Source organism: Solirubrobacter soli DSM 22325, assembly GCF_000423665.1.
GTDB lineage: Bacteria > Actinomycetota > Thermoleophilia > Solirubrobacterales > Solirubrobacteraceae > Solirubrobacter > Solirubrobacter soli.
The window spans coordinates 124,433-151,061 of sequence record NZ_AUIK01000029.1; the positions used below are offsets into that span (position 1 = coordinate 124,433).

A 26,629-nucleotide genomic window follows, 5' to 3' on the forward strand; every position below is an offset into this window, starting at 1 on the left:
ACGCGATGTACACAGTCCAGGACAGCAGCGCGATCCGAAAGAACCTCACGACGGGGCGTCTCAAGCAGCGCGTGGGCGGCACGGTGCTGCTCCTCGGCACCTGCTCGCTGCTGACCGACATCTCCTCGGAGATGGTGTCGGCGATCCTGCCGCTGTACCTGGTCGCCACGCTCGGCTTCTCCCCGCTCCAGTACGGGATCGTCGACGGCCTCTACCAGGGCGCGAGCGCGATCGTGCGGCTGATCTCGGGTTTCCTGGGTGACCGGCTGAACCGGCACAAGACGGTCGCGGCGTTCGGGTACGGGCTCTCGGCGGTCTGCAAGCTCGGGCTGGCGGTGGTCGGCGGCGCGCTCGGGAGCCTCAGCGCGCTGATCCTGCTCGACCGCACCGGGAAGGGCATCCGGACCGCGCCGCGCGACGCGATGATCTCGCTGACCGCGCCCAAGAAGGATCTCGGCCTCGCGTTCGGCGTGCACCGGGCGATGGACACCGCGGGCGCGATGATCGGGCCCGTGCTCGCGTTCGTGCTGCTCGCCGCGGCGCCGAACGCGTGGAGCAACCTGTTCCTGATCTCGTTCTTCATCGGGATGCTCGGCTTCTTCGTGATCGCGCTCCTGGTCCGCGAGCCGCGCCAGAAGGCACCCGCCGCCGAGAAGCCGGACCTCAAGGCCGCGGTGAAGCTGCTCGACGGCCAGAAGTTCCGCTCGCTGACGATCGCCGGCGCCGCGCTCGGGCTCGCCACCGTCAGCGACGGCTTCATCTACCTCACCCTGCGCCAGCAGGTGGACTTCTCCAACGCGGTCTTCCCCCTGCTCGCGACCGGGACCGCGCTGCTGTACATGCTGCTCGCCGCGCCGCTCGGGCGGGTGGCGGACCGGTTCGGCCGCGGGCGGGTGCTGATCGGCGGCTACGTCGTCCTGCTCGCCGTGTACTGCATCCTGATGCTGCCGTCGGCGGGCTACGCGTCGCTGGTCCTCGTGCTCGCCCTGCTCGGCACGTATTACGCTGCGACCGACGGCGTCCTGATGGCCATGGGTTCCCAGCACATCCCTGAGCAACTGCGCGGCAGCGGGCTCGCGCTGCTCGGGACCGCGACGAGCGTCACGCGCCTGTTCGGGTCGATCCTGTTCGGCGTCTTGTGGACGGTGGCCGGCGTCGAGGCCGCGATCGCGATCTTCGCCGCGGGCCTGATCGTGGCGATGGGGCTGGCGGTGCGCGGGCTCCAGGTGGCGCGTGCGTAGCCGCAGCATCGCGTTCGCCGCGCTGGCCGGGATCTGTGTCGTCGCCGCGATCGTGTCGGGCGCGATCGCCGTCGTGGGCAACAAGAAGACCGTCGAGAAGGGCAACAAGGCCGTCGCCGCGGCGCGCCCGAACGCCGAGCGCGTCATCGGCGGCGGGGAGCCGTTCGTCGCGTTCCGCACCCTCGACCGCACGAACCCGGCCAACTACGGCAGGTTCGCCGTCGCGCCGCTGACCGCCGAGGGCCCCGGCAAGGCGGTGCTCGCCGGGCCGGTGTGCGAGCGGGTGACGTTCCGCGCGTCGACCGGCATGTGTCTCGCGCGGGCGGGAGCGACCACGTTCCCCGCGATCCAACTGGACCAGGACATGAAGGAGGTCCACCGGTACACGATCGCCGGCGTCCCCAGCCGGACGCGGATCTCACCGGACGGCCGCTACGCGGGCATCACCGCGTTCCTCACCGGTCACTCCTACGCGCAGCCCGGCCAGTTCTCGACGGCGGCGACGATCATCGACCTCAAGGCCGGGAAGGTCGTCGGCGACCTCGAGAAGGACTTCAAGGTCTTCAACGACGGCAAGCTGATCGACGAGCGCGACCGCAACTTCTGGGGGCTGACGTTCGCGGGGGACGGCGACACGTTCTACGCGACCGTTGCCACCGGGACAGAGAACACGTGGCTCATCAAGGGCTCGATCAAGGCCAAGCGCGCCGAGACGATCCACGCCAACGTGGAATGCCCGTCGCTCTCGCCGGACGGGACGCGCATCGGATACAAGAAGGCCGTCGGCCACGGCCCCACGGTGTGGCGCTTCACCGTCCTCGACCTTAAGACCGGCAAGGAGACGCCGACGGCGGAGACGCGGCCGATCGACGACCAGGTCGAGTGGCTCGACGACCAGCACCTGCTCTACCGCGACGGCGAGACGACCTGGATCGTCAATGCGGATGGAAGTGGCGAGCCGCGCCTGTGGATGAAGGCGAGCGACTCGCCCGCCGTCGTGCGCCCGTAGGTGCGTTACGCCGCTCCCGCCAGGCGGGAGCCACGTCACCCACGTCCCTAGGGTGTGACGCGCGTGCGCGTCCTCGTCGTCACGAACATGTACCCCTCACGCGAGCGGCCGTGGCTCGGCCCGTTCGTCCGCGACCAGGTCGAGGCGTTCCGCCGCCGCGACGATCTCGACGTCGAGCTGTTCGCGTTCGGGCCCGGCCCGCGGGCGCTGGCGCGCGCGGCGCTGACCCTGCGCTCGCGATATCGCGGGCAGCGCTTCGACATCGTCCACGCCCACTTCGGGTTGACCGCCTGGCCGGCGCTGCTGGCGAGGCTGGGGCCGGTGGTCGTCACGTTGCACGGCAACGACCTGCTCGTGCGGCGGTCCTACCTGGCCACGCGCGCGGCGATGCCGTTCACCGCGCTGGCGGCGGCCGTGTCGCGCGAGTTCAGCGAGAACCTGCCGGGCGCCGGCGTGACGCGGCGCGTCGCGGTGCTTCCGGTCGGGATCGACCTCGAGCGGTTCCGCCCGATCCCCCGTGCCGAGGCGCGTGCGCGGCTCGGTCTTGATCCGGACGGGCGCTACCTGCTGTTCCCGCACGATCCGGTGCGGCCATTGAAGCGCTACGACCGGGCGGTCGAGGCGGCGGGCGATGTCCCGCTGCTGACGCTCGGCGACGTCCCGCCGGATGAGGTCCCGTACTGGATCAATGCCGCCAACGCGGTGCTCGTCCCGTCGGCGGCGGAGGGGTTCGGGCTCTCGGTGATCGAGGCCCTGGCGTGCGGCGTCCCGGCCTTCGGGACACCGGTCGGAATCCACCCGGTGGCGCTTCACGGCATCGATGGCGCGTATTGCGGCGAATGGGATCGCGACGCCTGGCGAGCCGCGCTGCGACCCCACTTGGAAGCGGCCGATCCGCGGGTCGACGGGCGCGCCCGCGCGGGGCTCTTCAGCGCCGACGCGATGGCCGCTCGTGTGGTGGAGGCGTGGCGCGATCTGCTCACTCAGACCTAACGATCGGCTCAACCGGGGTCGTGTGAGGACGAGCCGACCCTATACTCGACGTGCGGGGCCCCGTGCCGACGAGGCCCTTTAACGACCTATGAGCGGCCTGTTCAAACGCTTGTCAAGCCGGCGCTCCGCGGGTCCCGAAGGCTCAGAGCCGCAGCAGGCGCACGAGCCCGGAGCCGCGGACGCCCCCACCCCCGCCGAGCCGGCGGGGCATCAGTCGCTGCTCACGGACCCGGCCGCGCCGACCCGCGTGCTGCCCGATAGCGGTCTGACGTCGGGCGATCCGCTCGGCGCCGGCCACCCGAACGACCCGGCTGCGGCACCCCAGCCCGACCCGTACCGACCGGCGCCGGCGGACGCACATCAGCCCGATCCGTCCGCGCCGGCCCCGTTCGACCCGCCCGCGCATGATCCGTTCGCGCCGCCGGCGGTCCCGTTCGGGCCGCAGCCTGCGGGCGCGCAGCCGAACCCGTTCGGCCCTCAGCCGGCGGGCGCGCAGCCGAACCCGTTCGCCCCGTCGCCGTACGGCCCGCAGCCCGCGCCGTACGTCGCGCCGCCGGTCGAGCCGGTTGCCGACCTCCCGGCGGGCCTCGATCCGGACGAGCTCGCCGCCGCGCCGGGCATCAGCGCCCGCCGCGGGAAGCTCCGCCGCCGCGCCGCGTTCCTGCGCGCCGCCCGCGAGCTCCTGCTGCGCGACCTCGGCGGCTTCGTCTACGAGCTGCATCGCACGGCCCACGACATCGAGGCCGACGCCCATCGGCGACTGCGCGAGACCAAGCTCGCCCGCCTCTCACGGGTGGACACGGAGTTGCACGAGCTCGAGATCCGCCTCGACGACGTCCGCCGCCAGGTCCTCGTCCGCGAGCCCGGCGTCGGCGGCGAGTGCCCGCACTGCGGCGAGCTTTTCAGCAGCGCCGCCCACTACTGCTCGCACTGCGGCAACCCACTGACCGAGGCCGCCCGCCGCGAGCTGGCCAAGGCTCAGCAGCCGATCGAGCCCGTCGTCGCGCCCCAGCCGGCCCCGGCCGACCAGTCGACGCAGGAAATCGCGTCCCCCGAAGCCTTCCAGTGGCCCGCCCGCCCGGCCACCGACGCGGCCGCGCCGGTCGGCGAAGGCGAGCCGGCGACCACCGTGCTCGGTGCAGACGAGAAGGCCGCCGTGGCCGACGACACCCCACGTGGCGATGAGGCCGCGGCACCGATCGGCGAGGGCGACGCGGCGACAACGGCAGGCGCCGAGGCAGCGACGCCGGTCGGCGAGGTCGAGCCGACGACCACAGGCGCGGCGCGCGAAGACGCGCCGGTCGTGGCCGAGGGCGCCGAGGCGGCGACGTCGGTCGGCGAGGACGACGCGGCGACGACGGCCGGCGCGACGCACGACGACGCCGCCGTGGCCGACGACGCGCCCGAGGGCGCGGACGCGGCGACGCCGGCCGGCGAGGGCGAGCCGACGACCACGGGCGCGACACGCGAAGACGCGGCGACCGCGGCCGACGATGTGCCCCGAGGCGGCGAGGCGGCGACGCCGGCCGTCGAGGGCGAGCCGACAACCACGGGCGCGACACGCGAAGACGCGGCGGCCGTGGCCGACGAGGCGCCCGAGGGCCCGGAGGCGGCGACGCCGGGCGGCGAGGGCGACGCGGCAACGACGGCCGGCGCGACGCACGACGACGACGCCGCGATCGACGACGCGCCCGAGGGCGCGGAGGCGGCGGCACCGGTCGGCGAGAGCGACGCGGCCGCCGAGGCCGACGACGCGCCGCATGGCGACGAGGCGGCGCCGTTCGGCGAGGGCGAGCCGACGACGACCGAAGGCGCGGCCGGCCAGGACGCCCCGGTCGTGGGCGAAGAGGCGCCCACGAGCACCGACGCGACGACGTCGCAGGACGGCCCGCGCGGGGACGAACCGTCCGGCGGGCCGGACGGGTCCTCGACCGGCGACGGGGAGCGTGCGAACGGGGCCGGGGAGGCCGGTCGGGCGCCGGGTGAGTACGAGACGTGGCGGGGACAGGCCGCCAATGGTCATGATGAGTCGATCTTCAGTCCTGTGGAGCGGCGGCAATGAGCACGATGGAGACTCCCCCACCTGAGACGCCGGTGCAGGCCGGGCCGCCGGAGCGGCGGTGTCCGCGATGCGGGCACCAGCTCGCGCCGGAGCAGGAGTGGTGCCTGAACTGCGGGGCCGCGGCCGGGACCGAGGTCGTCGAGGCCAGCGGGTGGAAGGTGCCGCTGTACCTGGGTGGCGGGCTGGCGGCGTTGGCGGTGATCGGGGTGATCCTGGCGATCGTCGCGCTGGCGAGCCGGAACGACGTGGTGGCGGGCAGTCCGACGCCGACGCCGACGCCGTCGGCGGCGGTGCCGCCTGGCGCGACCGCGACGACGCCGCCGCTGGCGACGGAGACGCCGCTGCCGAGCACGACGCCGGACCCGAACGCGACCGCGACGACGACGCCGGACCCGAACGCGACGGCCACGACCACGCCGGCGGCGACGCCGAGCCCCACGGAGACGTCGACGCCTGAGGCGACCTCGACGCCGGACGCGAGCAGCTCGACGTTCCCCGGGTGGACCGGCGCCGACGGCGACTACACGATCATCCTCGAGTCGGCGACGTCGCTGGAGCAGGCGGAGAAGGCCGCGCAGAAGGCTCAGGACGCGGGCATGGCGGACGTCGGGATCCTCAACTCGGACGACTACTCGTCGCTCAACGGCGGCTACCAGGTGGTCTTCTCCGGCACCTACACCAGCAAGTCGGACGCCGAGGACGCGCTGAGCAGCGCGCGCGACGTGGTCAAGGACGCCTACGTCAAGCAGATCAAGACCTAAAGGGGTCAGGCCCCTTTAGGTGAGCGACCACCACGCGGAGAGCCGGTCGAACGCCCGCCGCGCCAGCGGGTGGACCTCGACCTCCTGCGCACCCGGCGTGACGCTGTCGATCAGGACCGGCATCAGCGCCGCCATCGACCCGCTCAGCGCGCCGAGGTCGTAGCCGCCCTCCAGCACAAGCCCGAGCGGAGCGCCGACCGCGTCACAAGCGCGCCGCAGCGACGCGGTCATGCCCGCGAACCCCGCCTCGCTCACGCGGCACGTCGCCAGTGGGTCATCCCGGTGGGCGTCGAACCCGGCGCTGATCAAGACGAGTTCGGGCTCCCACGAGCGGATCAGCCCGCACGCCACGTGCTCGATCAGGGACCGGTACACGGCGTCTCCGCTGCCACCCGGCACCGGCAGGTTCACGGTGTAGCCGACGCCGTCGCCGGACCCGACGTCGCTCGCCGGTCCGGTCCCGGGATACAGCGGCGACTCGTGGATCGACAAGAACAGGACGTCGGCATCGGCATGGAAGATGTCGTTGGTCCCGTTGCCGTGGTGCACGTCCCAGTCGACGATCATCACCCGCGAGAGCCCGTGCGCGGAGGTCGCGCGCCGCGCGGCGACGGCGACGTTGCCGAAGAAGCAGAACCCCATCGCCCGCGCGACCTCGGCGTGGTGCCCGGGCGGGCGGAGCGCGCTGACGCCGACCGCAGCGTCCCCGCCCAACAACGCGTCCACGAGCGCGACGGCACCGCCCGCGGCCCGCAACGCGGCGGCATACGTGCCGGGGACGGCGAACGTGTCGGCGTCGATGGCACCGCCGCCCGCCTCGGACAGAGAGCGGATGAAGTCGATGTGCGACCCCGGGTGCACGAGTTCCAGCGCCTCACGTGAGGCCGACGGCGCCTCCACCCGCCGCACGCCGAACCAGTCATGGGCGCTCATCTCGGCCTCGAGGGCGCGGATCCGCGCCGGACGCTCGGGATGACCGGGCACGTCGTGGGCGAAGATGTCGTCGTGGCGCAGCCAGACGGCGCGGCGTGAGGTCTCCTCCATCGCCACACCGTAATACCGTGTTCACGCGTGCGATCCGACCTCGTCGTCGTCGGCGCCGGCGCGGCCGGACTCTTCGCCGCACTGACCGCTGCCCGCGAGGGCGCCACCGTCACCCTCGTCTCCGCCCGCCCGCTGGCCGAGACCGCCTCCTACTGGGCCCAGGGCGGGGCCGCCGCGGCGCTCGCGGTCGACGACAGTCCCGAGCAGCATCTCGAGGACACGCTGATCGCCGGCCGGGGCCTCACGCGACGAGCCGCGGCCGAGGTGCTCACCGCGGAGTCCCCGGCGCGCGTCAAAGACCTGATCGACCTCGGCGTCCAGTTCGACGCCGACCGCCACGGCGACCTCGCCCTCGGTCTCGAGGGCGGCCACAGCCACCGCAGGATCATCCACGCGGGCGGCAGCGCGACCGGCCGCCGCATCCTCAGAGGCCTGTCGGCGCGGGTCGTCGAACACGACAACATCACGGTGCTGGAAGGCACGCGGGCGGCGGCGATCCTCAAGCACGGCGGCGTCCGCCTCACCGACGGCACCGACCTCACCGCGCGCGCCACGATCCTCGCCACAGGCGGCGCCGCGGCGCTCTACAGCCGCACGACCAACCCGCCGGGCTCGTTCGGCTCAGGGATGCTCCTCGCCCGCCACGCGGGCGCGATGCTCGCCGACCTCGAGTTCACGCAGTTCCACCCCACCGCGGTGGTCGGGCTCAAGGGCAAGGAGGGCTTCCTGATCTCCGAGGCCGTCCGGGGCGAGGGCGCGACCCTGCACGACGAGACGGGCGAGCGCTTCGTCAACGAGCTCGATCCGCGCGACGCCGTCGCCCGCGCGATCTTCAACACGCTCAAGCGCACGAACGCGACGTCGGTCGGGCTCGATATGACGATGGTCGACCCTGGGCGCTTCCCGAACGTCGTCGCCGCCCTCCAGGAGGCTGGCCTGGACCCGACCACCCAGCGGGTTCCCGTCGCGCCGGCGAGCCACTACGTGATGGGCGGGATCGTCACCGACCTCGACGGGCACGCCACCGGGGTCGAGCGGCTCTACGCCGTCGGCGAGTGCGCCTGCACCGGCCTCCACGGTGCCAACCGGCTGGCGTCGAACTCGCTCAGCGAATGCTTCGTCTTCGGGCGTCGCGCCGCGCTCAAGGGCCTCGACGAGCACGAGCCGGGAGCTCCTGAGCCGTTCGCCGGCGATCCGGTCCAAGCGCCCACGCGTGAGACCCGCAAAGCCGTCTGGGCGCTGGCCGGCCTCGAACGCAGCGCCGACGACCTGGCGCAACTGGCGAACGACCCCCACCCACTCGCCCGCCTCGTGGCCGTCTCCGCGCTGGCCCGGCACGAGACGCGGGGCTCCCACGCCCGTACCGAGTTCCGTCAGCGCGACGAGACCCTCGACGCCCACCACACGATCCTGGACGCCGGCAGCGACACGCCACGGTTCGAGGTATGGCCCTCCTGATCGACTGGGGCGGCGTGCTCACCACGAGCATGCTGGACGCCTTCGACGCCTTCAAGCGACGCGAAGGCGCCGACCCGCGCGCCGCGTTCCTCGGCCCTGGCCGGGAGGCACTGGTCGAGCTCGAGTGCGGGCGGATCGACATCCCGACGTTCGAGCGGCGGCTCGCCCCGATCCTCGGCGTCGAGCCCGCCGGCCTCGCCGACCGCCTCACACAGGATCTGCGCCCCGACACCGCGATGCTCGACGCCGTCCGCGCCTTCCACGACGCCGGCATCCCCACCGCGCTCGTCAGCAACTCGTGGCGGGAGGACGACTACGACGTCGACGAGCTCTTCGACGCGATCGTGCTCTCGGGCCGGATCGGCATCCGCAAGCCGGACCCACGGATCTACCGGCACGCCGCCGACGCGCTCGGCATCCCGCCCGCCGCCTGCGTCTTCGTCGACGACCTCGGCGGGAACCTCAAGCCGGCAAAAGCCCTGGGTATGACCACAATTCGTCACACCGGAGCTTCGTCCACGATCGCCCGGCTACAGCGGCTACTTTCGCCTCCCGCTCCTTCTTAACGCGAAGTCAACAAACAAGACGTTCGAGTTCTCGCGTGTGCGGCAAACACTCCCGCACCGGGCCACGGAAGGGGACCGCCGCCGGAGAGGGCAGTCCCGGGGAGACGAGGATGTACCACTTCAGTCGTTCCATCTATCGCGAGCTTGCTTCCGACATCGTCGAGGAGCACGATGGCGGGACCACGAACCACGAGCGCGTACTGCGGTCGTGCGAGATGTGCGTCGAACGGCTCGCCACGGACTGGCACTACTTCGCCAAGCCGACCAAGACGCTGTTCAACGACATCCGGATCTACTTCCCGATGTCGGCGCAGTTGCGGGTCTACAAGACCGTGGATCGCTACATGACGTTCGCGCGCGACTACTTCGCGAGCAATCCGGTCGCCGAGCGTCTCGAGTGCCGCGCGACCACGCGCCGCGGCACGCCCTGTCAGCGCACGCCGTTGCCGCACAACGGCTACTGCCCCTCGCATCAGCACCTGGCTGAGACCGAGGAGCTGCACCAGCTCGCAGCCTGAGCCCTAAGCGCTAGCGTCCACGCCCTGTCCGGGGGCGTGGACGCGCCTCACCCTCCAGTTGAGGTTGAGAGAGTTATGGCTGAGCAGGTCGGTTTCATCGGGCTCGGGATCATGGGCTCGCTCCAGGCGATGAACCTCGCCAAGGCGGGCTACGAGCTGACGGTCTTCAACCGAACGCGTGAGAAGGCCGAGGCCTGGGTCGCCGAGCACGGCGGGACGGTCGCCGACTCGCCGCGCGCGGTCGCCGAGGCCTCGGACGTCGTGATCACGATGGTCGTCGACGGCGCGCAGGTCGAGGACATGATCGGCCAGGCGCTCGAGGGCGCACGGCCGGGAACCCTCTTCGTCGACATGTCGACAATCGCTCCCGGCACGGCGCGGGCGCTGGACGAGCGCCTCGGCGCGGCCGGCCACACGTTCGTCGACGCACCGGTCACCGGCTCCTCTCCCAAGGCGCGCACCGGCACGCTGACGATCATGTGCGGCGGTGCTGACGCTGACATCGAGCGCGCGCGCCCACTGTTCGAGGTCATGGGCGAGAAAATCGTGCTCTGCGGCGAGGCGGGTCAGGGCCAGGCGGTGAAGGTCATCTCACAGGCGATCACCGCCGTCAACTGCGCCACGCTGGCCCAGGGATTGGTCCTGGCGCGCCAGGTCGGGGTGAATGTCGACGCCCTGCTGCAGACGATGGACGGCGGCTCGTCGGACTCGACGATGCGGGCGCTGAAGGGCAAGCCGATGCTCGAGCACGACTTCACCCCGCTATTCAAGCTTGCTCACATGCTCAAGGACGTTCAACTTTGTCTGGCCGAGGCGCGCACGGCCGGCTCCGCTTTTCCATTTGCCGGTCTAGCGGCAGAGCTCTACGGCGCGGGTATGGGACGCGGCCTCGGCGACCAGGATTTCGCCGCGGTGCTCGAGGTGGTCGAGGGCATCACCGGCACGCGTCTGTAAGCAATGTGGCGCAATTGCACTCTGCGCGAAAATTCGTGCGTCGATCGTAAAACTCGCTCATTTGCAGCGATGTTTTGAGATTTCTCGAGCTTGTGCATAGTATGTGACGCCTGGACCGGAGGTTTCCCGGTCCGAGTCGCGGGCAGGGTCGTGGCGCATAGTCCCTGTGCGGGACAAGCAGGCTTTTTCAACTCTCTCTTCACCCACCTTTATGCCGATCGCTTTCAAGGAATGGGCCGTCACCGTGCGCGCTCTTGCCGAGGGTGAGCAATTGCTCACACTTCGCAAAGGCGGCATCCGCGAGCCGGGTAAGCACTTCTCGCTCGAGCACGACCGCTTCTTCCTGTACCCGACGTTCGATCACCAGCGCAACGACCTGGTGCGCGAGTCGCACCAGCCCGAGTTGCGGCGCGCCCTTGAAGAGGGCGTGTGGCCGGAGGGTGAGCCGCCTGCACGGGCGCTGACGATGGACGGCGGGATCCCCCAGCCGGACCGCGTGCGCATCCGAGCGTGGGCCGAGGTCGCCGGCGCGTGGACGATCACCGATCGCCGCGCCCTCGACGCCCTCTGCCCGTTCCACGTGTGGACGACCGACTACGCCGAGAAGCGCCTCGCCTGGAAGCGCCGCCACCCGCTCAACGTGCTGCTCCTGCGCACGTACCGCATCCCGCGCCCGGTCACGGTGCGCGTGCGTGAGGACTACGGCGGATGCCGCTCCTGGCTCGAGATCACGCGCGACCTGCCGTTCGAGGGCACTCCGGTGCTGTCGGACGAGGAGTTCGAGCGCGCCTCCGAAGAGATCGCCAGCATCGCCGCCAACAACGGCGCGCCCGCGTACGCCTAGGGCGTCGACCCGCGCCGCGCGCTGACGGCGCGCGGCGGCGCGGCGACCCCCGCGCGGCGGGGGCGGCGTCAACGTCCCGCGCGCTGAGGGCGCGCGGCGGCGCGGCGACTCCCGCGCGGCGCCAACGTCCCGCTCGCAGACGGCGCGCGGCGGCGCCGACTCCCACGCGGCGGGGGCGGCGCCAACGTCCCGCGCGCTGACGGCGCGCGGCGGCGCGGCGACCCCCGCGCGGCGGGGCGGCGTCGACGTCCCGCGGGTTTGTGATCATCGTCACGGATTGACCGCACGGTTTCCGGGGTATCGGGTCGCGGTGTTTGTCCGCACCGTCGCCGGCCCCCTTACCGCCCTCGCGCTGTTCGCCGCCCCCGCGAACGCGCAGCTGCCGCCCGCGCCCCAGCCCTACCAGGCCAACGACGCCACGGGGTTCCGTTCGGTCCTGCCGAGCGGCACCCGCGGGCGCTACTCGCTGCCGGAGCTGGCCGCCAACCTGACCACCGGCGCGACCGTCCCGCATTGCTGCGACCAGCTGCCGATGTACGAGCGCCTGGTCTACGCGACGCCCGGCCTGCAGTCCCAGGACATCCCGAAGTACTTCAAGGACGGCTCGTTCGGGGTGCAGCCCGGCAGCGTGGAACGCACCTACTCGCCGCGCCCTGACGTCACCATCGTGCGCGACAAGGGCTTCGGCGTCCCCCACATCTACGGCACGACGCGGTCAGGCGCGATGTTCGGCCTCGGCTACGCGGGCGCGGAGGACCGGCTGTTCTTCATGGACGTCCTGCGCCACGCGGGACGCGGCGAGCTGTCGAGTTTCGCGGGCGGGGCGAACGCGGGCCAGGACGCCGAGCAGTGGTCGGTGGCGCCGTACACGGAGCAGGACCTCGAGCGCCAGGTGAACGACCTGCCGAAGTACCTCGGCGCCCAGGGCACGCAGATCGTCGCCGATGCCACCAACTACCTCGCGGGCGTCAACCAGTACATCCTCGAGGCCAAGCTCGACCCGGCCAAGCTGCCCGGCGAGTACGCCGCGATCGGTCGCCTGCCGGAGCCCTTCAAGCCCGCTGACATCATCGCCACCGCCGCCATGGTGGGTGGGATCTTCGGCAAGGGCGGCGGCGAGGAGCTGCAGTTCTCCCAGCTCGCGGACGCGCTCGAGGAGCGCTTCGGCGGCAGACAGGGCGCCAAGGTCTTCAAGGACTTCCGCAGCGCGGAGGACCCCGAGGCGCCGGTCACCGTCCCCACTCGCTTCCCGTACCAGGTGCCGCCGAAGAAGGCCGTCGGCGTCGCGCGCCCTGACAAGGGCACGCTGAAGCTGAATGCCGTCAGCACCACCGGCTCGTTCTTCCCCACCCGGATGTCCAACGCGCTCCTGATCAGCGCGAAGCGTTCCGCGAGCGGGCACCCGCTGATGGTCGCCGGCCCGCAGGTCGGCTACTTCAACCCGCAGATCCTGATGGAGCAGGACGTCCACGCGCCCGCGAGCCCGGACGGGCCGGGGATCGACGCCCAGGGCGCGTCGTTCGTCGGCATCAACCTCTACGTGCAGCTCGGCCGCGGCCGCGACTACGCGTGGAGCGCGACCTCCGCGGGCCAGGACATCATCGACACGTTCGCGCTCGAGCTCTGCGACGACACCCACTACCGGTTCCGTGGCAAGTGCGAGCCGATCGAGGTGCTGACCAAGACCAACCGCTGGACCCCGACGCTCGCCGATCAGACCAAGGCCGGCTCGCAGACGCTCACCGCCGAGCGCACCAAGCTCGGCCTCGTCGCCGGCCGCGGCAAGGTGCACGGCAAGCCGGTGATCTTCACCCGCCTGCGCTCCACGTACTTCCACGAGGTCGACAGCGCCGCGGGCTTCATGGACTTCAACACGCCCGAGGTCGTCAAGGACGCGGCGTCCTTCCAGCGCGCCGCGTCCAAGATCGGCTACACGTTCAACTGGTTCTACGCCGACGCCGACCACATCGCCTACTTCAACTCCGGCGCGAACCCGGTCAGGGCGGCCGATGTCGACCATGACTTCCCGACCACCCGCGAGTGGCAGGGCTGGAACCCGGACACGTGGCAGTCGAAGGTCACGCCCTTCGAGCAGCACCCGCAGGCGATCGATCAGGACCACTTCGTCAACTGGAACAACAAGCAGGCGCGGGCGTACCGCTCCGCGGACGCGAACGCCTACTCGAGCACCTACCGGTCGGTGCTGCTCGAGGACCGGCTGAAGCCCAAGATGACCCTGCCGGAGCTGATCGACGCGATGGAACTGGGCGGCTCGACCGACCTGCGCGCGTGGGTGGACCTTCCGCTGGCGCTGCGGGTGATCGGCAACCCGTCGGACCCGGCCCTCGAGGACGCCGTCGCCAAGCTACGTGCGTGGCGAGCGGACGGCGGGCTACGCCGCGACGCCGATCGCGACGGCCACTACGAGCACAGCGACGCGATCCGCATCCTGGACCAGTGGTGGCCGCTGTGGGTGAAGGCGCAGTTCGAACCGACCCTGGGCGCTGAGGCGTTCAAGACGCTCACAGAGACGGTCGCGACCGACAACCCGCCCAACAACCACGGCGAGCACCTCGGCTCGGCCTTCCAAGGCTCCTGGTACGGCTACGTGAGCAAAGACCTGCGAACCACCCTCGGCGACCCCGTGAAGGGCCGCTACGCGCGCCGCTACTGCGGGTCGCGCAAGCGCTGCCGAGCGGCGCTGCGCGCGTCGCTGAGGGCCGCGCTGAAGGCGCCCGATCCCTACGCCGGCGACGCGGTCTGCGCGGCCCAGAAGAGCCTCGACCCGCAGTGGTGCTTCGACGCGATCCGCCAGCGCCCGACCGGCGGAACGAGCCAGCCGCTGATCCACTGGATCAACCGCCCGACCTACCAGCAGGTGGTGGAGATCCCGCAGCGCCTGCCACGTTGAAACGGCGCGGCTAGCGTAAGGACCCACATGGCCTGGGTCGACACCGCTTCAAGGACGTTCGTGGCGCGCCACGACGAGCGTGACGCTGATGATGCCGACCGCGTGCTCGCGCAGCTCGAGTTCGCCCGCGAGCGGCTCGAGGAGCGGTTCGAGACGCGGCCGGGCGAGCTCGCGGTCGTCCTGCACTCGAGCACGGCGCAGCTCGACGCCGCCCAGCCGTGGCTCCCGCTCGCCCGCCGCCTCACGGCGCCCGCCGCGCGCCGCTATGTCGTCGGCGTCGCCGGCCAGCGCGAGTTGCACGTGCTCTGCCCGCGTCAGCTCGCCCACCGGGCCTCGAACGTCGAGGGCTCGCTGGAGATGCTGATGCTCGCGCCCTCGGCGCTGCTCGCGCGCCGCTATGTCGCCGACAGCCACCCGAAGCTGCCGCCGCCCATGACCCCCGGCCGGCTCTCCCGCTGGAACCGCTGGGCCTGGCTGGTCGAGGGCGCCGCGCAGTGGCTGTCGGGGCAGACGCGCCACGTCCGCCCGGCCGTCCAGCGCCGGCTGCGCGAAGGGCCCGAGCCGGCCTTTCCCCCCTCGCGCACGGACGCGCTCCTGCTCGGCGGCTCGGTGTTCGATCTCCTCGCCCGCGAGGAGGGCGACCGCGCCTGCGTCACGCTCGCCCGCGGGCCGCACCCGGACGGCCCGATCCGTGCGCTCGAGATCGCGTTCCCGCGTTCGATCCGCCACACCGAGAACGCGTGGCGCGCCCACCTCGAGCGGCTCGCCGACTAGTGCCGAGCCCTCGCGGCGAGTCGCGCGGCCGCCGCGACCGTGAGCACGGCGGCGATCACGACCTGGGCCATGTCCCACAGCAGGAACAGCCAGCTCTCCTTCACCTCACCGCTCGCGAACGCCGCCAGCGAGCCGAGCGCGATCGCCGCGGCGGCGATCAGCCACCTTCGCGCGCCCGAATCGAGACGCACGGCGACGAGACCGGTGAGGACGCCGCCAAGGATCGGGATCAGCTCGTACACGTCGTCCTCTCTAGCCGTCGGCCACGGCTTGCAGATGGAGCAGCAGTGCGCGGTGCGTGCCCTGGAGCCCCGCCACGTCGCCGCGCTCGACCGCCTGCTGCAACGCTCCCACGAGGCGCTCGAAAGCGGCGGCGTCGCCCTTGCGCTTGAGTGCGGCGAAGCTCGGCTGCGTGCCGCGTAGGAGCGTCACGTACTCCGCGTCGCCCGCCTTGCGCGCGCCGTACGCGGCGACGAACTTGACCGCGGGCGCGGAGAGCTTCGCGGCGGCCGGGTCGGTGCCGAACGGCTTGTCGCGATCGAAGAGCTCCGCGTGCCAGCGCGCCGTCTGGAGGATGTCGCCGCGGTTCCCGGGCTCGAGCACCCGCATCGTGATCGCCATGTCGGCGCGTTCGAGCAAGCAGCCCAGCGCGACGATCGCGTCCGCGGGCTTGCCGCCGAGCACGGCCTTGGCCGCGTCGACGCGGCGCTTGTCAACGCCCGCCGCCACGAGCAGCGCGGCGATGCGGTCGAACCGCCCCTGCACGCCCTTGACCCAGACGGCCGCCGTCGGCGGCTTGCGCTGGGCCGTGCGCGCGGCCTTGACCTCGTCGTCGGCGCCGGCGACGCCCAGCGCCGCCGCGCGCGTGAAGACGGACCGGTGGCGTTCGAGGACGTACACGACGGTCTGCGCGCTGTCGGCGAGGCGCGTCCCGAGACTGAAGCCGTTGACCGCCATGCCGTTGACCAGCTCGGCGAAGTCGACGCGCGCGACGTCGCCCGCACGCCCGGCCGGCGGGACGAAGCTCACCGCGATCCAGCGGTTCTCGCCGGGCTCCATCGCCTTCAGCGTGAGGGTCCCGGATGGCTTGGCCCGCACCTTGCGCAGGTTGAGGCCCTCGAGGCCGACGGTCTCGACGCGCTGCAGCAGGCCGTCGAGCGCGTAGCCGATCACGACGTCGCGGCGGAACGTGGCGGCGTTGTGCACCAGGCCGCAGAGGCACGTCTCAGCCGCCTCCACCCCGCGCGCGGGCGTGGTCGACAGGCCCATGTTGCGCTGCGCCTTGTTGTTGTCGTCGAGGATCTCGAGGTCCTGGTCGGGCCAGCCGGGCGCCCGGCCGCGCAGGCTCTGACCCGCGAACGGATCGCCGGGCGAGCTCAGCTCGACCGCCAGGCACAGATGCGTCGAGGCGACGGGGTTCAGATGCCACGGGAACGCGACGGTCGTGATCGGCCCCGCGTCCGCCGGGGCGAAGTTCACCGTCGGATCGGGGTCGGGGAACGCGACGTCGGGATCGGCGGAGCTCGCGTCGAGGAAGTTGCTGCCGGTGCCGAGCGGTGAGACGAGGAAGTGCGCCGTCGCGGCGACCGCGGCGCCGGCGGCATCGGCGCGCCGCCGGCGCACCCGCGCGAACGCCCAGTTGTCGCCGAGGTTCCCGACGCCGTTGCCGGCGGGCTCGTTCGACGGCTGGTCGTTCGGGAACGGGCCCGGCAAGGTCCCGCGCCGGTTCCAGACGTCGGGCACGGCCCAGAACGCCGGTCGGATCGACGGCTCGACGCCGGTGTCGAACACGGTCGGGCTATCGGTCCAGTCGCGCACGAAGACGTCCTGCTCCGGCGCGACGTCGCTGAAGAACGCGTAGAACGGGTCGATCGAGTTCGCCCGTACGGTGACGCCGTCGTTGCCCAGCAGGCGCTGGTTGGGGAAGTCGGCGTTGCGGAGGTAGGTGACGCCTTGCGGGAAGTTGGCGGCGACCGGCTGGTTGAACCCGCAGAACGCGGCGTGGAAGTCCTTGCCGACGGCGATCAGGTTCGCGTAGTCGCCGATCGTCGGCTGGAACGTGCCGCCGAGGTCGGGCAGGTTCGCGAGCGTCAGGTCGGTGCGCACCGTCGCGAACCGATCGACCGAGATCTCGAGGTGGGTCTCGAAGCGGTTTCCGCCCGCCGGCGTCGTCAGCCGCTGGTAGAGCAGCCCGACCGTGCCGCGGACGTTGACCGCCAACCCGGGGTTCGTGACCTGGTCGATGGTGCGCAGGTCGCCCGTCCAGGTCGCGCCGCCGTCGTCGGACCGGCGCAAGTGCAGTCGGAACCCCGGCGGCACGGCCGGCATCCCGTCGCACCAGGCGAGGTACACCCGCCGCCGGTTGCGGGGGTCGACCGCGATCGCGATCCGCGAGCTCACGCGGACGCTCCCGAGCAGCGTCCCGACCGGCGGCACCGTGACGCCGGTCACGACCCGCCGGCCCGCCACCCCGTCGCCGGGATCGACCAGCGCCGCCCATCCGCCATTGCCGCCGTCGTCGTCGCGCACGACCACGACGTCCGAACCGCCGGCTCGCACGCCGATGAAGGTCGCGTACACCACCCCGGCGCGATGGACCGCCGTGCGCACCGACGGCCGGTCGCTCCCGGCCCGCGCCTCGATGTCCACCGCCGCTCCGAACCCGGCCGGCGCCCCCGCGGTGCCGGCGTCGAGCGAGAACTGCGCCTCGGCGGTCCCCGTGTTCGCGGTGACGTAGACGCGGTCGCGCGTCGTGTTGCCGCCTGCCCCCGCCCACGCGGCCTCGACCCACGGCTGGTCCGGGCCGGCGCGGTCGATCAGGACGGTCATCAGACCGACCGGCGGGAACGACGGGGCGCGGAGGATGTCCATCCGGCCGTTGTCCGCACGCAGGATGCCGCCGTAGAGGCGGCCGTCCGAGCCCGAGAAGCGCAGCGAGATGTCGCCGGTCATGTTCCCGCCCGGGACGCACACGTTCAGCGCCCAGGTCGCGCCGCCGTCCGTGGACACGAAGATCGGCGCGCTCCCGGAGCCGGCGGGATCGCTGGTGAACGCCGAGAGCGCGATCTGGCGCGGGTCGGCCGGGTTGGCCGTGACGCTCGCCTCGCTGTCCTGGCGCGTCTCGTCGCTGAGCGTGTTCGGAATGACGTTGACAACCCGCGTCGCCATCGCTCAGCGCCCCGTCTCGGCGATGAGGATCTCGAGGAAGGGCAGCAGCCCCGGTGCCTGGAAGTCCAGCGGGTGCAGCGCGGTGAACCCGTTCGGGACGTCGGGTACCTCGACCTTCCCGGCGGCGAGCGTCTGGCCCCGGGCGGGTTGGAGGAGCCACACGCCCTCTTGGCCTTCGACGAACAGCGGCACCTCGGACCATTTCTGCGTGCGCGGGAACGGGTGGACGACGTGCGGGTCGGGATCGGGCGCGCCCTTCAGCGTCCGCCAGACCTTCAGGACGGCGGAGCGGAAGCGTGGCGCCGCCTCGCCGACGACCTGCGCGCCGACGGACCCGTCGGCGGTGACGGGCTCGATGCGGCTCACGACCCCGTAGACCACGGTCGAGGCCAGGCGCAGCCGATCCGCGAGGACGTCGCGCTGCTCGCCGAGCCGCGCCTCGAACACCTCGTCGCGGAGCCGTCGCTCGTCGCGGCGCCCCGCCGGGACACGGGCGAGCTCGGCGACCGCGATCTCGTCGCCGAAGTGCAGGCTCGTCGCCACGAACAGGTGGCGCGAACCCCGGGTCAGCCGCTCCGCCGCACTGAGGTGCACGGTCAGCTCACGGCCCGTGAGGTCGCCGACCGCCTCGGGTGCCGTGACCGGCTCGTCCACGCGCACGACCGCTGTCGGATACTCGTCGCCGTCCAGCATCTCCACTGTCGAGCCGGTAGGGCGGAGAACGGTGGCGAAGAACACGAACGGCGCTGTTCGAGCCGCCGTCAGGAGCTCCGGAGGAGCCGGCATACTGCCGTTCCTATCCCCTCCAGCACTACCGAGTCAATGACCGAACGGGCAGACCGTTCTCAATCGAAGAACGGCGCGATGATGCTCGCGGCGAACACCACGACCACCGTGAACGCGAGCGTGAACGCCAGCGCTCGCATCCAGGCGGGGTGACGCTCCGCGGGCAGGCGGCGGGGCGCGCGGGGGTCGCCGAGGATCTCGCGGGCGGCCTCGAGGCCGCCGGCGGCGACCATCACGTCGCGCGGGCCGGCGGCGAGGAAGTCCGGGACGTCGAAGCCGCCGGAGCGGCGGGCGAGCGACGGGATGCCCTCTTCGAGCAGCAGGCCCTGGATCAGCTCGGCCTCGGCCTGGTTGCGCGCCCACGCGGCGCGGACGAGCGGGCCTTCGGCGTAGGTCTTGTGGACCTTGCGGGCACGCTCGGCGAGCTCGGAGCGCGGCGGCTCCTCGGCCGGGCCTTCACGCACGAGCGGAAGGCCGCAGTCCAGGCAGAAGCGCTCGTGCGGCTCGTGCGTTCTCGCGCACGAGGGGCACACGAGCGCCGGGCTCAATCGGTGACCTCGAGCTCGACCTGCTCGTAGGACCGGCCGACGATCGACCACAGGCGCAGGTCCGGCTCCGCGTTCTTGGTGCCCACGATCAGGTACAGCGTGCCGGGCCACGCGGGGTCGTCGGTGTCGCCGAAGCGGGCGAGGTTGACGTCGGTCTCGGACGGGATCGGGTCCGAGCGCGTATGCGAGTGGTAGATCATCCCGAGGTCGAGGCCCGCGTCCTCGATCTCGTCGGTGATCCGCAGCTGCTCGCGCGGGTCCATGACGTACTTGAACTTGCTCTTGGCCGTGTTGACCGTGCGGTACACGGCGACGGCCTCGCCGTCACGGGAGGAGATCAGGCCGCAGCACTCGTTCGGAGCGTCGGCGTATGCGTGCTCGACGACGTCGTCGAGGAGTGCCTTGGAGATGCGCAGGGGCCGGTTAAGGTCGGATGATCGGGGTGGGGCGGAGGGGCTGCTGCCGTTACTTCGCTCTATTGAGAGGAGTCTCGTCCTCGTCGTCGCTCGTCGAGTTGCCGCTGAGCGAGTCCTTGAACTCCCGCATCCCGCGGCCGAGTGACTTGCCGACCTCAGGGAGGCGCTTGGGCCCGAGTACGAGCAGGGCGATGATGAGCACCACAACCAGCTCACCCGGCCCGATGTTGTTGAACGGCATGGAACGTTCCCTTCGGCGGTATGACCTCTTAGCTTACCCGCCGTCAGTCTGGCGCCGGAGGATGAGCGCGTGCTGGGAGTGCGACGCCAGGATGGTCGCCGCCGTCATCGCGATCTTCGAGTCCGACAGGTTCGGGAGCGCGTTCTGGTAGAGCGCGACGAGCTCCTCCTCGAGCACGAGCGCGCGGGTCTTGGCGGTCTCGGCGTCGGCGCGGGCGAGCAGCTCGGCGCTGGCATCGATCTCGCTCACCCACTGCGGCGGCCGCGGCGTCCCGAGCCCGACCGCGGCCAGCTCGGTGGCGATCGCGGCGGCATGGTCGAACTCGTGTCCACGCAGCGTGACGAACAGCGGCTCGAGGTGCGCGACCCGGTCGTACGCGAGCGACGCCCCCATCTCGCGCCGCCACAGCCCGAGCAGGAGCCCGCCCTCGTCGGTGGCCGCGCCGGCGAGGGCCGGCCGCGCGAGGACGCCGGCGGCGAGGGCGGCCGCACCCGCGCGCAGGGCGGCGCGGCGAGAGACACGCCGCGGCGCGTCGGCGCGGGGCGTGGCCGCGGCGGGCTCGCCCGCGCGGGTGTCGTCGCGGCGCGCCATCAGACGGGCTGTCCCGGGAAGGCGGTGGGCGCGGCGGGGCGCTTGAGCATGGTCAGGAGCGCGGACTCGCTCGCGGCGGCGTCGGCGATCAGGCCCGCCAGGAGCTCGCGGTACGTGGGGTCCTCGAGCTCGCCCACCGCGGCGACGTGGCCGCGCAGCGCGGCCTGCTCGGCGGCCAGCGCCGCCTCGACGCCCGTCGCGCCGGATGCAACACGCGGCGGCGTCCCGCCCGCGGCGCGCAGCGCGGCCTCCAGCTTCTCGACGCGCCGCGACGCGCCCACCCCACCCTCGCCCGCGACGCCCGAGTAGGCGTCGGCGACGGCCTGGGTCAGCCGCAGCTGCTCCGACAGGACCGCGGAGGCATCGGCCGGGGGCTCCTCCTGCGGCCCGCAGCCGGCCAGCAATGCGAGAGCGCCGGCGCCCAATAGCGCACGGCGCGTTACCACCAGACCGTCGTGTCCAGGTTCTCGAGCTCGTCGACGGGCGTCGTGTAGAGCCCGCTCGACAGGTACTTCCAGCCGTCGTCGCAGACGATGAAGACGACGTTGCCCTCGTCGAGCTCGTTGGCGATGCGGACGGCGATCGAGGCGATCGCGCCCGTCGAGACGCCCGCGAAGATGCCCTCCTCGTCGAGCAGCCTCTTGGTCCAGAGGATCGCGTCGCGGTTGGTGACGAAGATCTTCCGGTCCAGCAGCGAGAGGTCGATGATCGGCGGGATGAAGCCGTCGTCGAGGGAGCGCAGGCCCTGCACCGGCTCGCCCTGCATCGGCTCGGCGGCGACGATCTTCACCGCGTCGCCCAGCTCCTCGCGCAGGCGACGGCCGACCCCCATCAGAGTCCCGCCCGTGCCCAGACCGGCGACGAACGCCGTGATCTCGTCGAGCTCCTCGAGGATCTCCGGCGCGGTGCCGTAGTAGTGGGCGTTCGGGTTCGCCTGGTTGCCGTACTGGTACGGCATGTAGTACGAGGGGTCGGCGGCGGCCATCTCCAGGGCCATCGCCACGGCGCCGTTGGAGCCCTGGTTGCCCGGCGAGTAGACGATCTCGGCGCCGTACATCTTCAGCAGCTGCGTGCGCTCGGGCGTCACGTTGTCGGGCATGACGACCTTCAGCCGGTAGCCCTTGCGCGAGCAGATCATCGCGAGCGAGATGCCCGTGTTGCCCGAGGTCGGCTCGAGGATGGTCTGGCCCGGGCGGATCGCGCCCTTCTCCTCGGCGTCCTCGATCAGGGCGCGGGCGACGCGGTCCTTGACCGAGCCCGTCGGGTTGAACGACTCCATCTTCGCCCAGACGCGCACGCCCGGCTTCGGCGAAAGTCGCTTCAATTCCACGAGCGGCGTGTTGCCGATCGCTTGGACGATGTCGCCGTAGCGGCCGCCGCATGGACGGTTGCGGAGTTCCTGGGCCATGACTTCACGAAGTGTAGTGTCCGATCCCCTGCGCGCGCTCAAGGCTTCCTTGGCCGAACAGCTGGCAACTCTGCGCGGTGTGCAACCTGACCAACTGCCGCCGGCGCTGCTGGACATCAGCGTCAGAAGGGTGGGTGACGCCTACTACGTCTGCCCAGCCGACTGGGAGCAGCTCCGGCACGAGGAAGGTGGTGCGGGACGCCCCGTCCCGTACTGGGCGCGGCCGTGGCCGAGCGGCCAGACGCTCGCCGCCCACCTGCGCGAGCGACCGGTCGAAGGCCGCGTGCTCGAGCTCGGCTGCGGGCTCGCGCTCCCCTCCGTCGTCGCCGCGCAGGCCGGCGCGAGCGTCCTCGCCACCGACGGCCACACGGACGCCGTCGCCTTCGCCGCCCACGTGCTGGCGATCAACGAGGTCGAGGGCGAGGTCGCCCACGTCGACTGGGCCGAGCACGGCGACCAGCTGGTCGAGCGCGGCCCGTGGGACCTCGTCCTGGCCGCCGACGTCCTCTACACGAGCGCGAACGTCAACGCCGCGCAACACCTCTTCCACCGCCTCGTCGCCCCCACCGGAACGCTGATCCTCGCCGACCCGAATCGCAAGGGGGCGCAGGGCTTTCTCGCTTCCGCGCGGGCGCGCTTCGATTTGGTGAGCGCCCGCGGACCCGACGTCTCGCTGCACACGCTGACGCCCCGAAACGGTTAGACGCCGGGACCGGTGGGCATACAAAGGAGTGGCGGGGGCCACTTTCTTCGCCGACGCGAGCGCGTCGGTTCAAATCCCCAACGGGCCGCTCGCCGCTCCCTCACGTGCAAGCTCAGTCCACCAGACCTGGGCGGTCACGACACGCGCGCCGCGTCGCGGCGCTCGTCGGCGTGGCCGCCATCCTCACACTCCTCGCCGGGCGGCTCCTGCCCGCCACGGCGGGCACCCCGGACCGCAAGTGGCCCGGCGGCGTCGTCCACGTCTACGACGACAGCGGAATGACCGACACGATCATCACGGCCGCACATCGCTGGACGGTGTCCGGCGCCAAGGTCGACGTCGAGGTCGTCAGCCACCCCAAGGACGCCGACGTGATCGTGCGCGAGGACGACCGCCGCCTGCTCGAGCTGTGCGGGCGCGACTGCCTCGGCTACAGCACCTCGATCGGCCGCCCGAGCGATGGCCACAGCGAGATCCTGATGCGCTCCAACCTCGGCGGCGATCCACGTCCGCTGTCGGTGTGGGTCGCCGCGCATGAGCTCGGTCACGTGCTCGGCCTGCACCATCGCGACGGCCATCACTGCTCGGTGATGTCACCACGCGCGTTCGACACCAACTGCGCGCCGTCGCTGGCGGCGAGCCGGCCCACGTCGGACGAGCTGGCCTGTGTTCCCGCGCCGGCCGACGTCGACGTGGCGGCGAAGCTCTACGGCGGTGCCGCGACGACGCGGGATCCGCGCTGCCAGTAGCGTTCCGCCGCGTGATCGCGTCTCGCCTGAGCGGCTTCGGAATATCCATCTTCACCGAGATGTCGGCGCTGGCCGTCGAGACCGGCGCCATCAATCTCGGTCAGGGCTTCCCGGACGAGGACGGCCCGCAGGCGGTCCTCGAAGCCGCCCAGGCGGCGATCCGCACGGGCCACAACCAGTACGCGCCGCTGCCGGGCGTGCCCGCCCTGCGGCAGGCGATCGTCGAGCACCAGCAGCGTTTCTACGGCCTCACGCCGGAGGACGTCCAGGTCACGATGGGGGCCACCGAGGCGATCGCGGCCGCGATCCTCGGCCTGGTCGAGCCCGACCAGGAGGTCCTGGCGTTCGACCCGACCTACGACTCCTACGGCGCCGCCGCGAAGATGACCGGCGCGCGGCTCGTCCCGGTCCCGCTGCACCCGCCCGACTGGCAGTTCGACCCTGACGAGCTGCGCGCGGCGATCACGCCGAAGACCCGCGCGTTCCTGATCAACACGCCGCACAACCCGACGGGCCGGGTCCTCAGCCGGCAGGAGCTCCAGACGATCGCCGACATCGTCATCGAGCACGACCTGATCGCGATCACCGACGAGGTCTACGAGCACCTCGTCTTCGACGGGCTCGAGCACGTCCCGCTGGCGACCCTCGAGGGGATGGCCGAGCGCACGCTGACGATCTCCTCGCTCGGCAAGACGTTCAGCGTCACCGGGTGGAAGGTCGGGTGGGCGAGCGGGCCCGCGAGCCTCGTCGCCGGCGTGCGCGCCGCCAAGCAGTTCCTGACCTTCGCGGGCGCGACCCCGTTCCAGCACGCGGGCGCCGCCGCCCTGCGCATGGACGACGCCTGGTACGCCGCGTTCTCGAAGGAGCTCGAGACCAAGCGCGACCACCTGATCGCCGGGCTGACCGCAGCGGGGCTGAAGGTGAGCACGCCGCAGGGGACCTACTTCGCCAACGCGGACGTGGGCCAGGACGCGACGGCGTTCGCGCGTGAGCTCCCCCACCGCGCCGGCGTCGTGGCGATCCCGACCGCGGTCTTCTCCACGCGCGCGCGTGAGCTCGCCCCCTACCTGCGCTTCGCGTTCTGCAAGCGCCCCGCGGTCATCGACCGCGCCGCGGCTCAGCTCGCCGCTCTGGAGTCGTAGTTCCAGAAGCGCGGGAGCGCGAGCGCGAGCACCACCGATCCGGCCACCACCAGCGCCCCACCGCCGACCACCGACGCGCGCAGGCCGAACAGCGACGCCCCCACACCCGCGCGGGCGTTGCCGAGCAGCGGGCCGGACGACCACGAGATCATCTCCACGCCCGCGAGCCGGCCGCGCATCGCGTCCGGGATCGTCTCGTTCCACAGGGCGCTGCGGAAGATGCCGGAGATGCCGTCTGCAGCGCCCGCGAGCGCGAGGAACAGCAGCGCGAGCCAGAGCGTCGAGACGAGCCCGAAGAGCGCGATGAACACGCCCCAGGCCGCCGCGGCGAGCACGATCGCGCGGCCGTTGTGGTGCACCCGCGCCGCCCACCCGCTGGTCGCCATCGAGGCCAGCGCGCCGACTCCCGGCGCCGCCCACAGCAGCCCGACGACCTGCGTCCCGCCGTAACGGTCGGCCAGGGCCGGGAACAGCGCGAACGGCATCCCGAAGAACATCGCGTTGATGTCGACGACGTAGGAGCCGAGCAGCTCCTGGCGCGACACCGCGTAGCGCAGCCCTGCGATCACCCCGCGCAGCGACGGCGGCTCGGCGTCGGGCGGGGGCGGCGGCGTGCGCAGCAGCGCGAACGCGGTCAAGGAGGCGACGAAGCTCGCGAGGTCCAGCCCGTAGGCGTAGCTGACGTCGGTCGCCGCGATCAGGACGCCGGCCAGGGCCGGGCCGCCGATCGTGGCGATGTTCAACAGCGAGCCCTCGATCGCGCTCGCCGCCTTGAGCTCGTCACGCTCGACCAGACGCGGCAGCAGCGCGTCCAGCGGCGGGCGCAGCACCGCGGACGCGCCGGCGAAGATCACGGCGGCGACGTAGAGCACCCAGACCTGCGGCTGGTCCACGAGCGCGTTGACGAGCAGCGCGAGCGAGACCAGCGACGCGGTCAGCTCCGCGCCCCAGACGAGCTTGCGCCGGTCGAACGCGTCGGCCATCGCCCCACCCACGAGCGCCAGCAGCACGATCGGGATGAACTCGGCGGCGCCGAGCAGGCCGACCGCCAGCGTCGAGCCCGTGAGGTCGTAGACCTGGACCGCGAGCGCGACCTGGGTGAACATTGTCCCGAAGATCGAGACGGTGAAGCCGAAGATGAGCAGGCGCAGGTCCCGCCGGCGGCGCAGCAGCGAGAAGTCGGCGAGGATCACGCGCGCAAGCGAGCCAGGGTCCAGCGGGTGAGCGCGAGGATGCGATCCACGTCGAAGTCGTCTAGCACGAGCCGCGCCGCCTCGTCGGCGTAGGCGGACAGCATGTGGGCCGCGAGCTCAGGGTCCGGCAGGTTCGAACCCGACATCGCCAGGCGCTCGATCACCGCCGCCCGGCCGGCCGCGATGCGCTCGTGGAGCAGGCGCGGCGCGCCCTCCTGCGGCATCAGCACGAGCCGCCAGGTGTCCGGGTCGGCGCGCACCGCGTGCAGATAGGCCTCCAGCGCGGCGAGCAGGTCGTCGTAGGTCTCGGGCAGCTGCGCGAGCGCGCGCAGCGTCTCGCGCTCGACCAGCGCCTCGAGCAGCCCGCCGAGGTCGTCGAAGTGGCCGTAGACGATCGGTCGCGTGATCCCCGCCGCGCGGGCGACGGCCTCGATCGACACCGCATGGAAGCCGTCGGCGACCGCGATCGCCTTGGTCGCGTCGAGGAGCTGCTCGCGCCGTTGCGGGCCGGGCATCCGTGTGCTCATGCGCACACGAGGTTACAGAGCT

At 72.0% G+C, this 26,629-nt stretch carries 27 protein-coding genes; 15 read left to right on the top strand and 12 right to left on the bottom strand.

Annotation, left to right across the window (positions count from 1 at the left end; translation table 11 throughout):
- The first annotated feature begins 5 nt into the window (after window positions 1–5).
- The 5 genes from G569_RS0123835 (at window position 6) to G569_RS58780 (ending at window position 6,066) form a co-directional block, all read left to right on the top strand.
- A complete protein-coding gene (locus G569_RS0123835; protein WP_028065288.1) occupies window positions 6–1,241 on the top strand; it encodes an MFS transporter in 1,236 nt (411 codons plus the stop codon).
- Window positions 1,234–2,250, top strand: coding sequence for a hypothetical protein (locus tag G569_RS62920; RefSeq protein WP_028065289.1), 1,017 nt, complete (start codon window positions 1,234–1,236; stop codon window positions 2,248–2,250). Before G569_RS0123835 ends, G569_RS62920 begins: the two co-directional genes overlap by 8 nt.
- A 63-nt stretch (window positions 2,251–2,313) precedes the next feature.
- Entirely contained in the window at window positions 2,314–3,243 is a 930-nt protein-coding gene (locus tag G569_RS58775) for a glycosyltransferase (RefSeq protein ID WP_157592261.1), read from the top strand.
- A gap of 109 nt (window positions 3,244–3,352) precedes the next feature.
- Window positions 3,353–5,305, top strand: a complete 1,953-nt coding sequence (locus G569_RS0123850) for a hypothetical protein (RefSeq protein WP_211233060.1) — start codon at window positions 3,353–3,355, stop codon at window positions 5,303–5,305.
- Window positions 5,302–6,066 (top strand): SPOR domain-containing protein, encoded by a 765-nt coding sequence (locus G569_RS58780; RefSeq protein ID WP_157592262.1) that lies wholly within the window; start codon window positions 5,302–5,304, stop codon window positions 6,064–6,066. The genes G569_RS0123850 and G569_RS58780 overlap by 4 nt, the downstream gene beginning before the upstream one ends.
- A gap of 15 nt (window positions 6,067–6,081) precedes the next feature.
- Here the strand turns inward: G569_RS58780 and G569_RS0123860 are convergent, their stop codons facing one another.
- The gene (locus G569_RS0123860) at window positions 6,082–7,110 is read right to left on the bottom strand and encodes a histone deacetylase family protein (protein ID WP_037498626.1); all 1,029 of its coding nucleotides are present in this window, start codon (window positions 7,108–7,110) and stop codon (window positions 6,082–6,084) included.
- 27 nt (window positions 7,111–7,137) lie between these two features.
- On the opposite strand from G569_RS0123860, the gene G569_RS51040 reads away from it, so the two are divergent.
- The 7 genes from G569_RS51040 to G569_RS0123895 all read left to right on the top strand — a co-directional run bounded on the left by G569_RS51040 (window position 7,138) and on the right by G569_RS0123895 (window position 15,135).
- On the top strand, window positions 7,138–8,568 hold the full coding sequence (locus G569_RS51040) for an L-aspartate oxidase (protein WP_037498629.1): 1,431 nt from the start codon (window positions 7,138–7,140) through the stop codon (window positions 8,566–8,568).
- A complete protein-coding gene (locus G569_RS0123870) occupies window positions 8,556–9,134 on the top strand; it encodes an HAD family hydrolase (RefSeq protein WP_028065293.1) in 579 nt (192 codons plus the stop codon). Before G569_RS51040 ends, G569_RS0123870 begins: the two co-directional genes overlap by 13 nt.
- 110 nt (window positions 9,135–9,244) lie before the next feature.
- Window positions 9,245–9,652 (top strand): hypothetical protein, encoded by a 408-nt coding sequence (locus G569_RS0123875; protein ID WP_028065294.1) that lies wholly within the window; start codon window positions 9,245–9,247, stop codon window positions 9,650–9,652.
- A gap of 75 nt (window positions 9,653–9,727) precedes the next feature.
- Window positions 9,728–10,606, top strand: coding sequence for an NAD(P)-dependent oxidoreductase (locus tag G569_RS0123880; RefSeq protein ID WP_028065295.1), 879 nt, complete (start codon window positions 9,728–9,730; stop codon window positions 10,604–10,606).
- A 211-nt stretch (window positions 10,607–10,817) separates the two neighbouring features.
- Window positions 10,818–11,450 (top strand): DUF1802 family protein, encoded by a 633-nt coding sequence (locus G569_RS51045; RefSeq protein ID WP_037498632.1) that lies wholly within the window; start codon window positions 10,818–10,820, stop codon window positions 11,448–11,450.
- 310 nt (window positions 11,451–11,760) lie between these two features.
- On the top strand, window positions 11,761–14,361 hold the full coding sequence (locus G569_RS51050) for a penicillin acylase family protein (protein WP_053226887.1): 2,601 nt from the start codon (window positions 11,761–11,763) through the stop codon (window positions 14,359–14,361).
- A 27-nt stretch (window positions 14,362–14,388) separates the two neighbouring features.
- Entirely contained in the window at window positions 14,389–15,135 is a 747-nt protein-coding gene (locus G569_RS0123895; protein WP_028065296.1) for a hypothetical protein, read from the top strand.
- Here G569_RS0123895 and G569_RS0123900 read toward each other — a convergent pair.
- The 9 genes from G569_RS0123900 to G569_RS0123940 are packed head-to-tail and all read right to left on the bottom strand — an operon-like array spanning window position 15,132 to window position 22,293.
- On the bottom strand, window positions 15,132–15,377 hold the full coding sequence (locus G569_RS0123900; protein ID WP_028065297.1) for a hypothetical protein: 246 nt from the start codon (window positions 15,375–15,377) through the stop codon (window positions 15,132–15,134). The two genes, G569_RS0123895 and G569_RS0123900, sit on opposite strands and share 4 nt — an antisense overlap.
- A 10-nt stretch (window positions 15,378–15,387) precedes the next feature.
- Entirely contained in the window at window positions 15,388–18,303 is a 2,916-nt protein-coding gene (locus G569_RS0123905; protein ID WP_028065298.1) for a hypothetical protein, read from the bottom strand.
- Between the two features lie 3 nt (window positions 18,304–18,306).
- Complete coding sequence (locus G569_RS0123910; RefSeq protein WP_157592263.1) at window positions 18,307–19,089, bottom strand: hypothetical protein; 783 nt, start codon at window positions 19,087–19,089, stop codon at window positions 18,307–18,309.
- A 59-nt stretch (window positions 19,090–19,148) separates the two neighbouring features.
- Window positions 19,149–19,637, bottom strand: coding sequence for a putative signal transducing protein (locus G569_RS0123915; RefSeq protein WP_028065300.1), 489 nt, complete (start codon window positions 19,635–19,637; stop codon window positions 19,149–19,151).
- Window positions 19,634–20,116, bottom strand: a complete 483-nt coding sequence (locus G569_RS65500; protein ID WP_245602549.1) for a M67 family metallopeptidase — start codon at window positions 20,114–20,116, stop codon at window positions 19,634–19,636. The genes G569_RS0123915 and G569_RS65500 overlap by 4 nt, the downstream gene beginning before the upstream one ends.
- Window positions 20,103–20,294 carry a Sec-independent protein translocase subunit TatA/TatB gene (locus G569_RS63995; protein WP_028065301.1) on the bottom strand — a complete coding sequence of 64 codons (192 nt, stop codon included), beginning with the start codon at window positions 20,292–20,294 and terminating at the stop codon, window positions 20,103–20,105. The genes G569_RS65500 and G569_RS63995 overlap by 14 nt, the downstream gene beginning before the upstream one ends.
- Window positions 20,295–20,327: 33 nt before the next feature.
- A complete protein-coding gene (locus G569_RS0123930) occupies window positions 20,328–20,885 on the bottom strand; it encodes a ferritin-like domain-containing protein (RefSeq protein WP_028065302.1) in 558 nt (185 codons plus the stop codon).
- Entirely contained in the window at window positions 20,885–21,331 is a 447-nt protein-coding gene (locus G569_RS62925) for a hypothetical protein (RefSeq protein ID WP_157592265.1), read from the bottom strand. The genes G569_RS0123930 and G569_RS62925 overlap by 1 nt, the downstream gene beginning before the upstream one ends.
- Window positions 21,325–22,293 carry a PLP-dependent cysteine synthase family protein gene (locus tag G569_RS0123940; protein WP_053226889.1) on the bottom strand — a complete coding sequence of 323 codons (969 nt, stop codon included), beginning with the start codon at window positions 22,291–22,293 and terminating at the stop codon, window positions 21,325–21,327. Before G569_RS0123940 ends, G569_RS62925 begins: the two co-directional genes overlap by 7 nt.
- A gap of 79 nt (window positions 22,294–22,372) precedes the next feature.
- Between G569_RS0123940 and G569_RS51060 the strand changes: the two genes are divergently transcribed.
- The 3 genes from G569_RS51060 (at window position 22,373) to G569_RS0123955 (ending at window position 24,887) form a co-directional block, all read left to right on the top strand.
- Window positions 22,373–22,996, top strand: a complete 624-nt coding sequence (locus tag G569_RS51060; RefSeq protein ID WP_169542229.1) for a class I SAM-dependent methyltransferase — start codon at window positions 22,373–22,375, stop codon at window positions 22,994–22,996.
- A gap of 170 nt (window positions 22,997–23,166) precedes the next feature.
- Window positions 23,167–23,745, top strand: a complete 579-nt coding sequence (locus tag G569_RS0123950) for a zinc metalloprotease (protein ID WP_028065305.1) — start codon at window positions 23,167–23,169, stop codon at window positions 23,743–23,745.
- 11 nt (window positions 23,746–23,756) lie between these two features.
- A complete protein-coding gene (locus G569_RS0123955; protein WP_245602544.1) occupies window positions 23,757–24,887 on the top strand; it encodes an aminotransferase class I/II-fold pyridoxal phosphate-dependent enzyme in 1,131 nt (376 codons plus the stop codon).
- On the opposite strand, the gene G569_RS51065 is transcribed toward G569_RS0123955, so the two are convergent.
- On the bottom strand, window positions 24,863–26,080 hold the full coding sequence (locus tag G569_RS51065) for an MFS transporter (protein WP_211233061.1): 1,218 nt from the start codon (window positions 26,078–26,080) through the stop codon (window positions 24,863–24,865). The genes G569_RS0123955 and G569_RS51065 overlap by 25 nt on opposite strands.
- Window positions 26,077–26,607, bottom strand: coding sequence for a TetR/AcrR family transcriptional regulator (locus G569_RS0123965; protein WP_084285456.1), 531 nt, complete (start codon window positions 26,605–26,607; stop codon window positions 26,077–26,079). The genes G569_RS51065 and G569_RS0123965 overlap by 4 nt, the downstream gene beginning before the upstream one ends.
- Window positions 26,608–26,629: the final 22 nt, after the last annotated feature.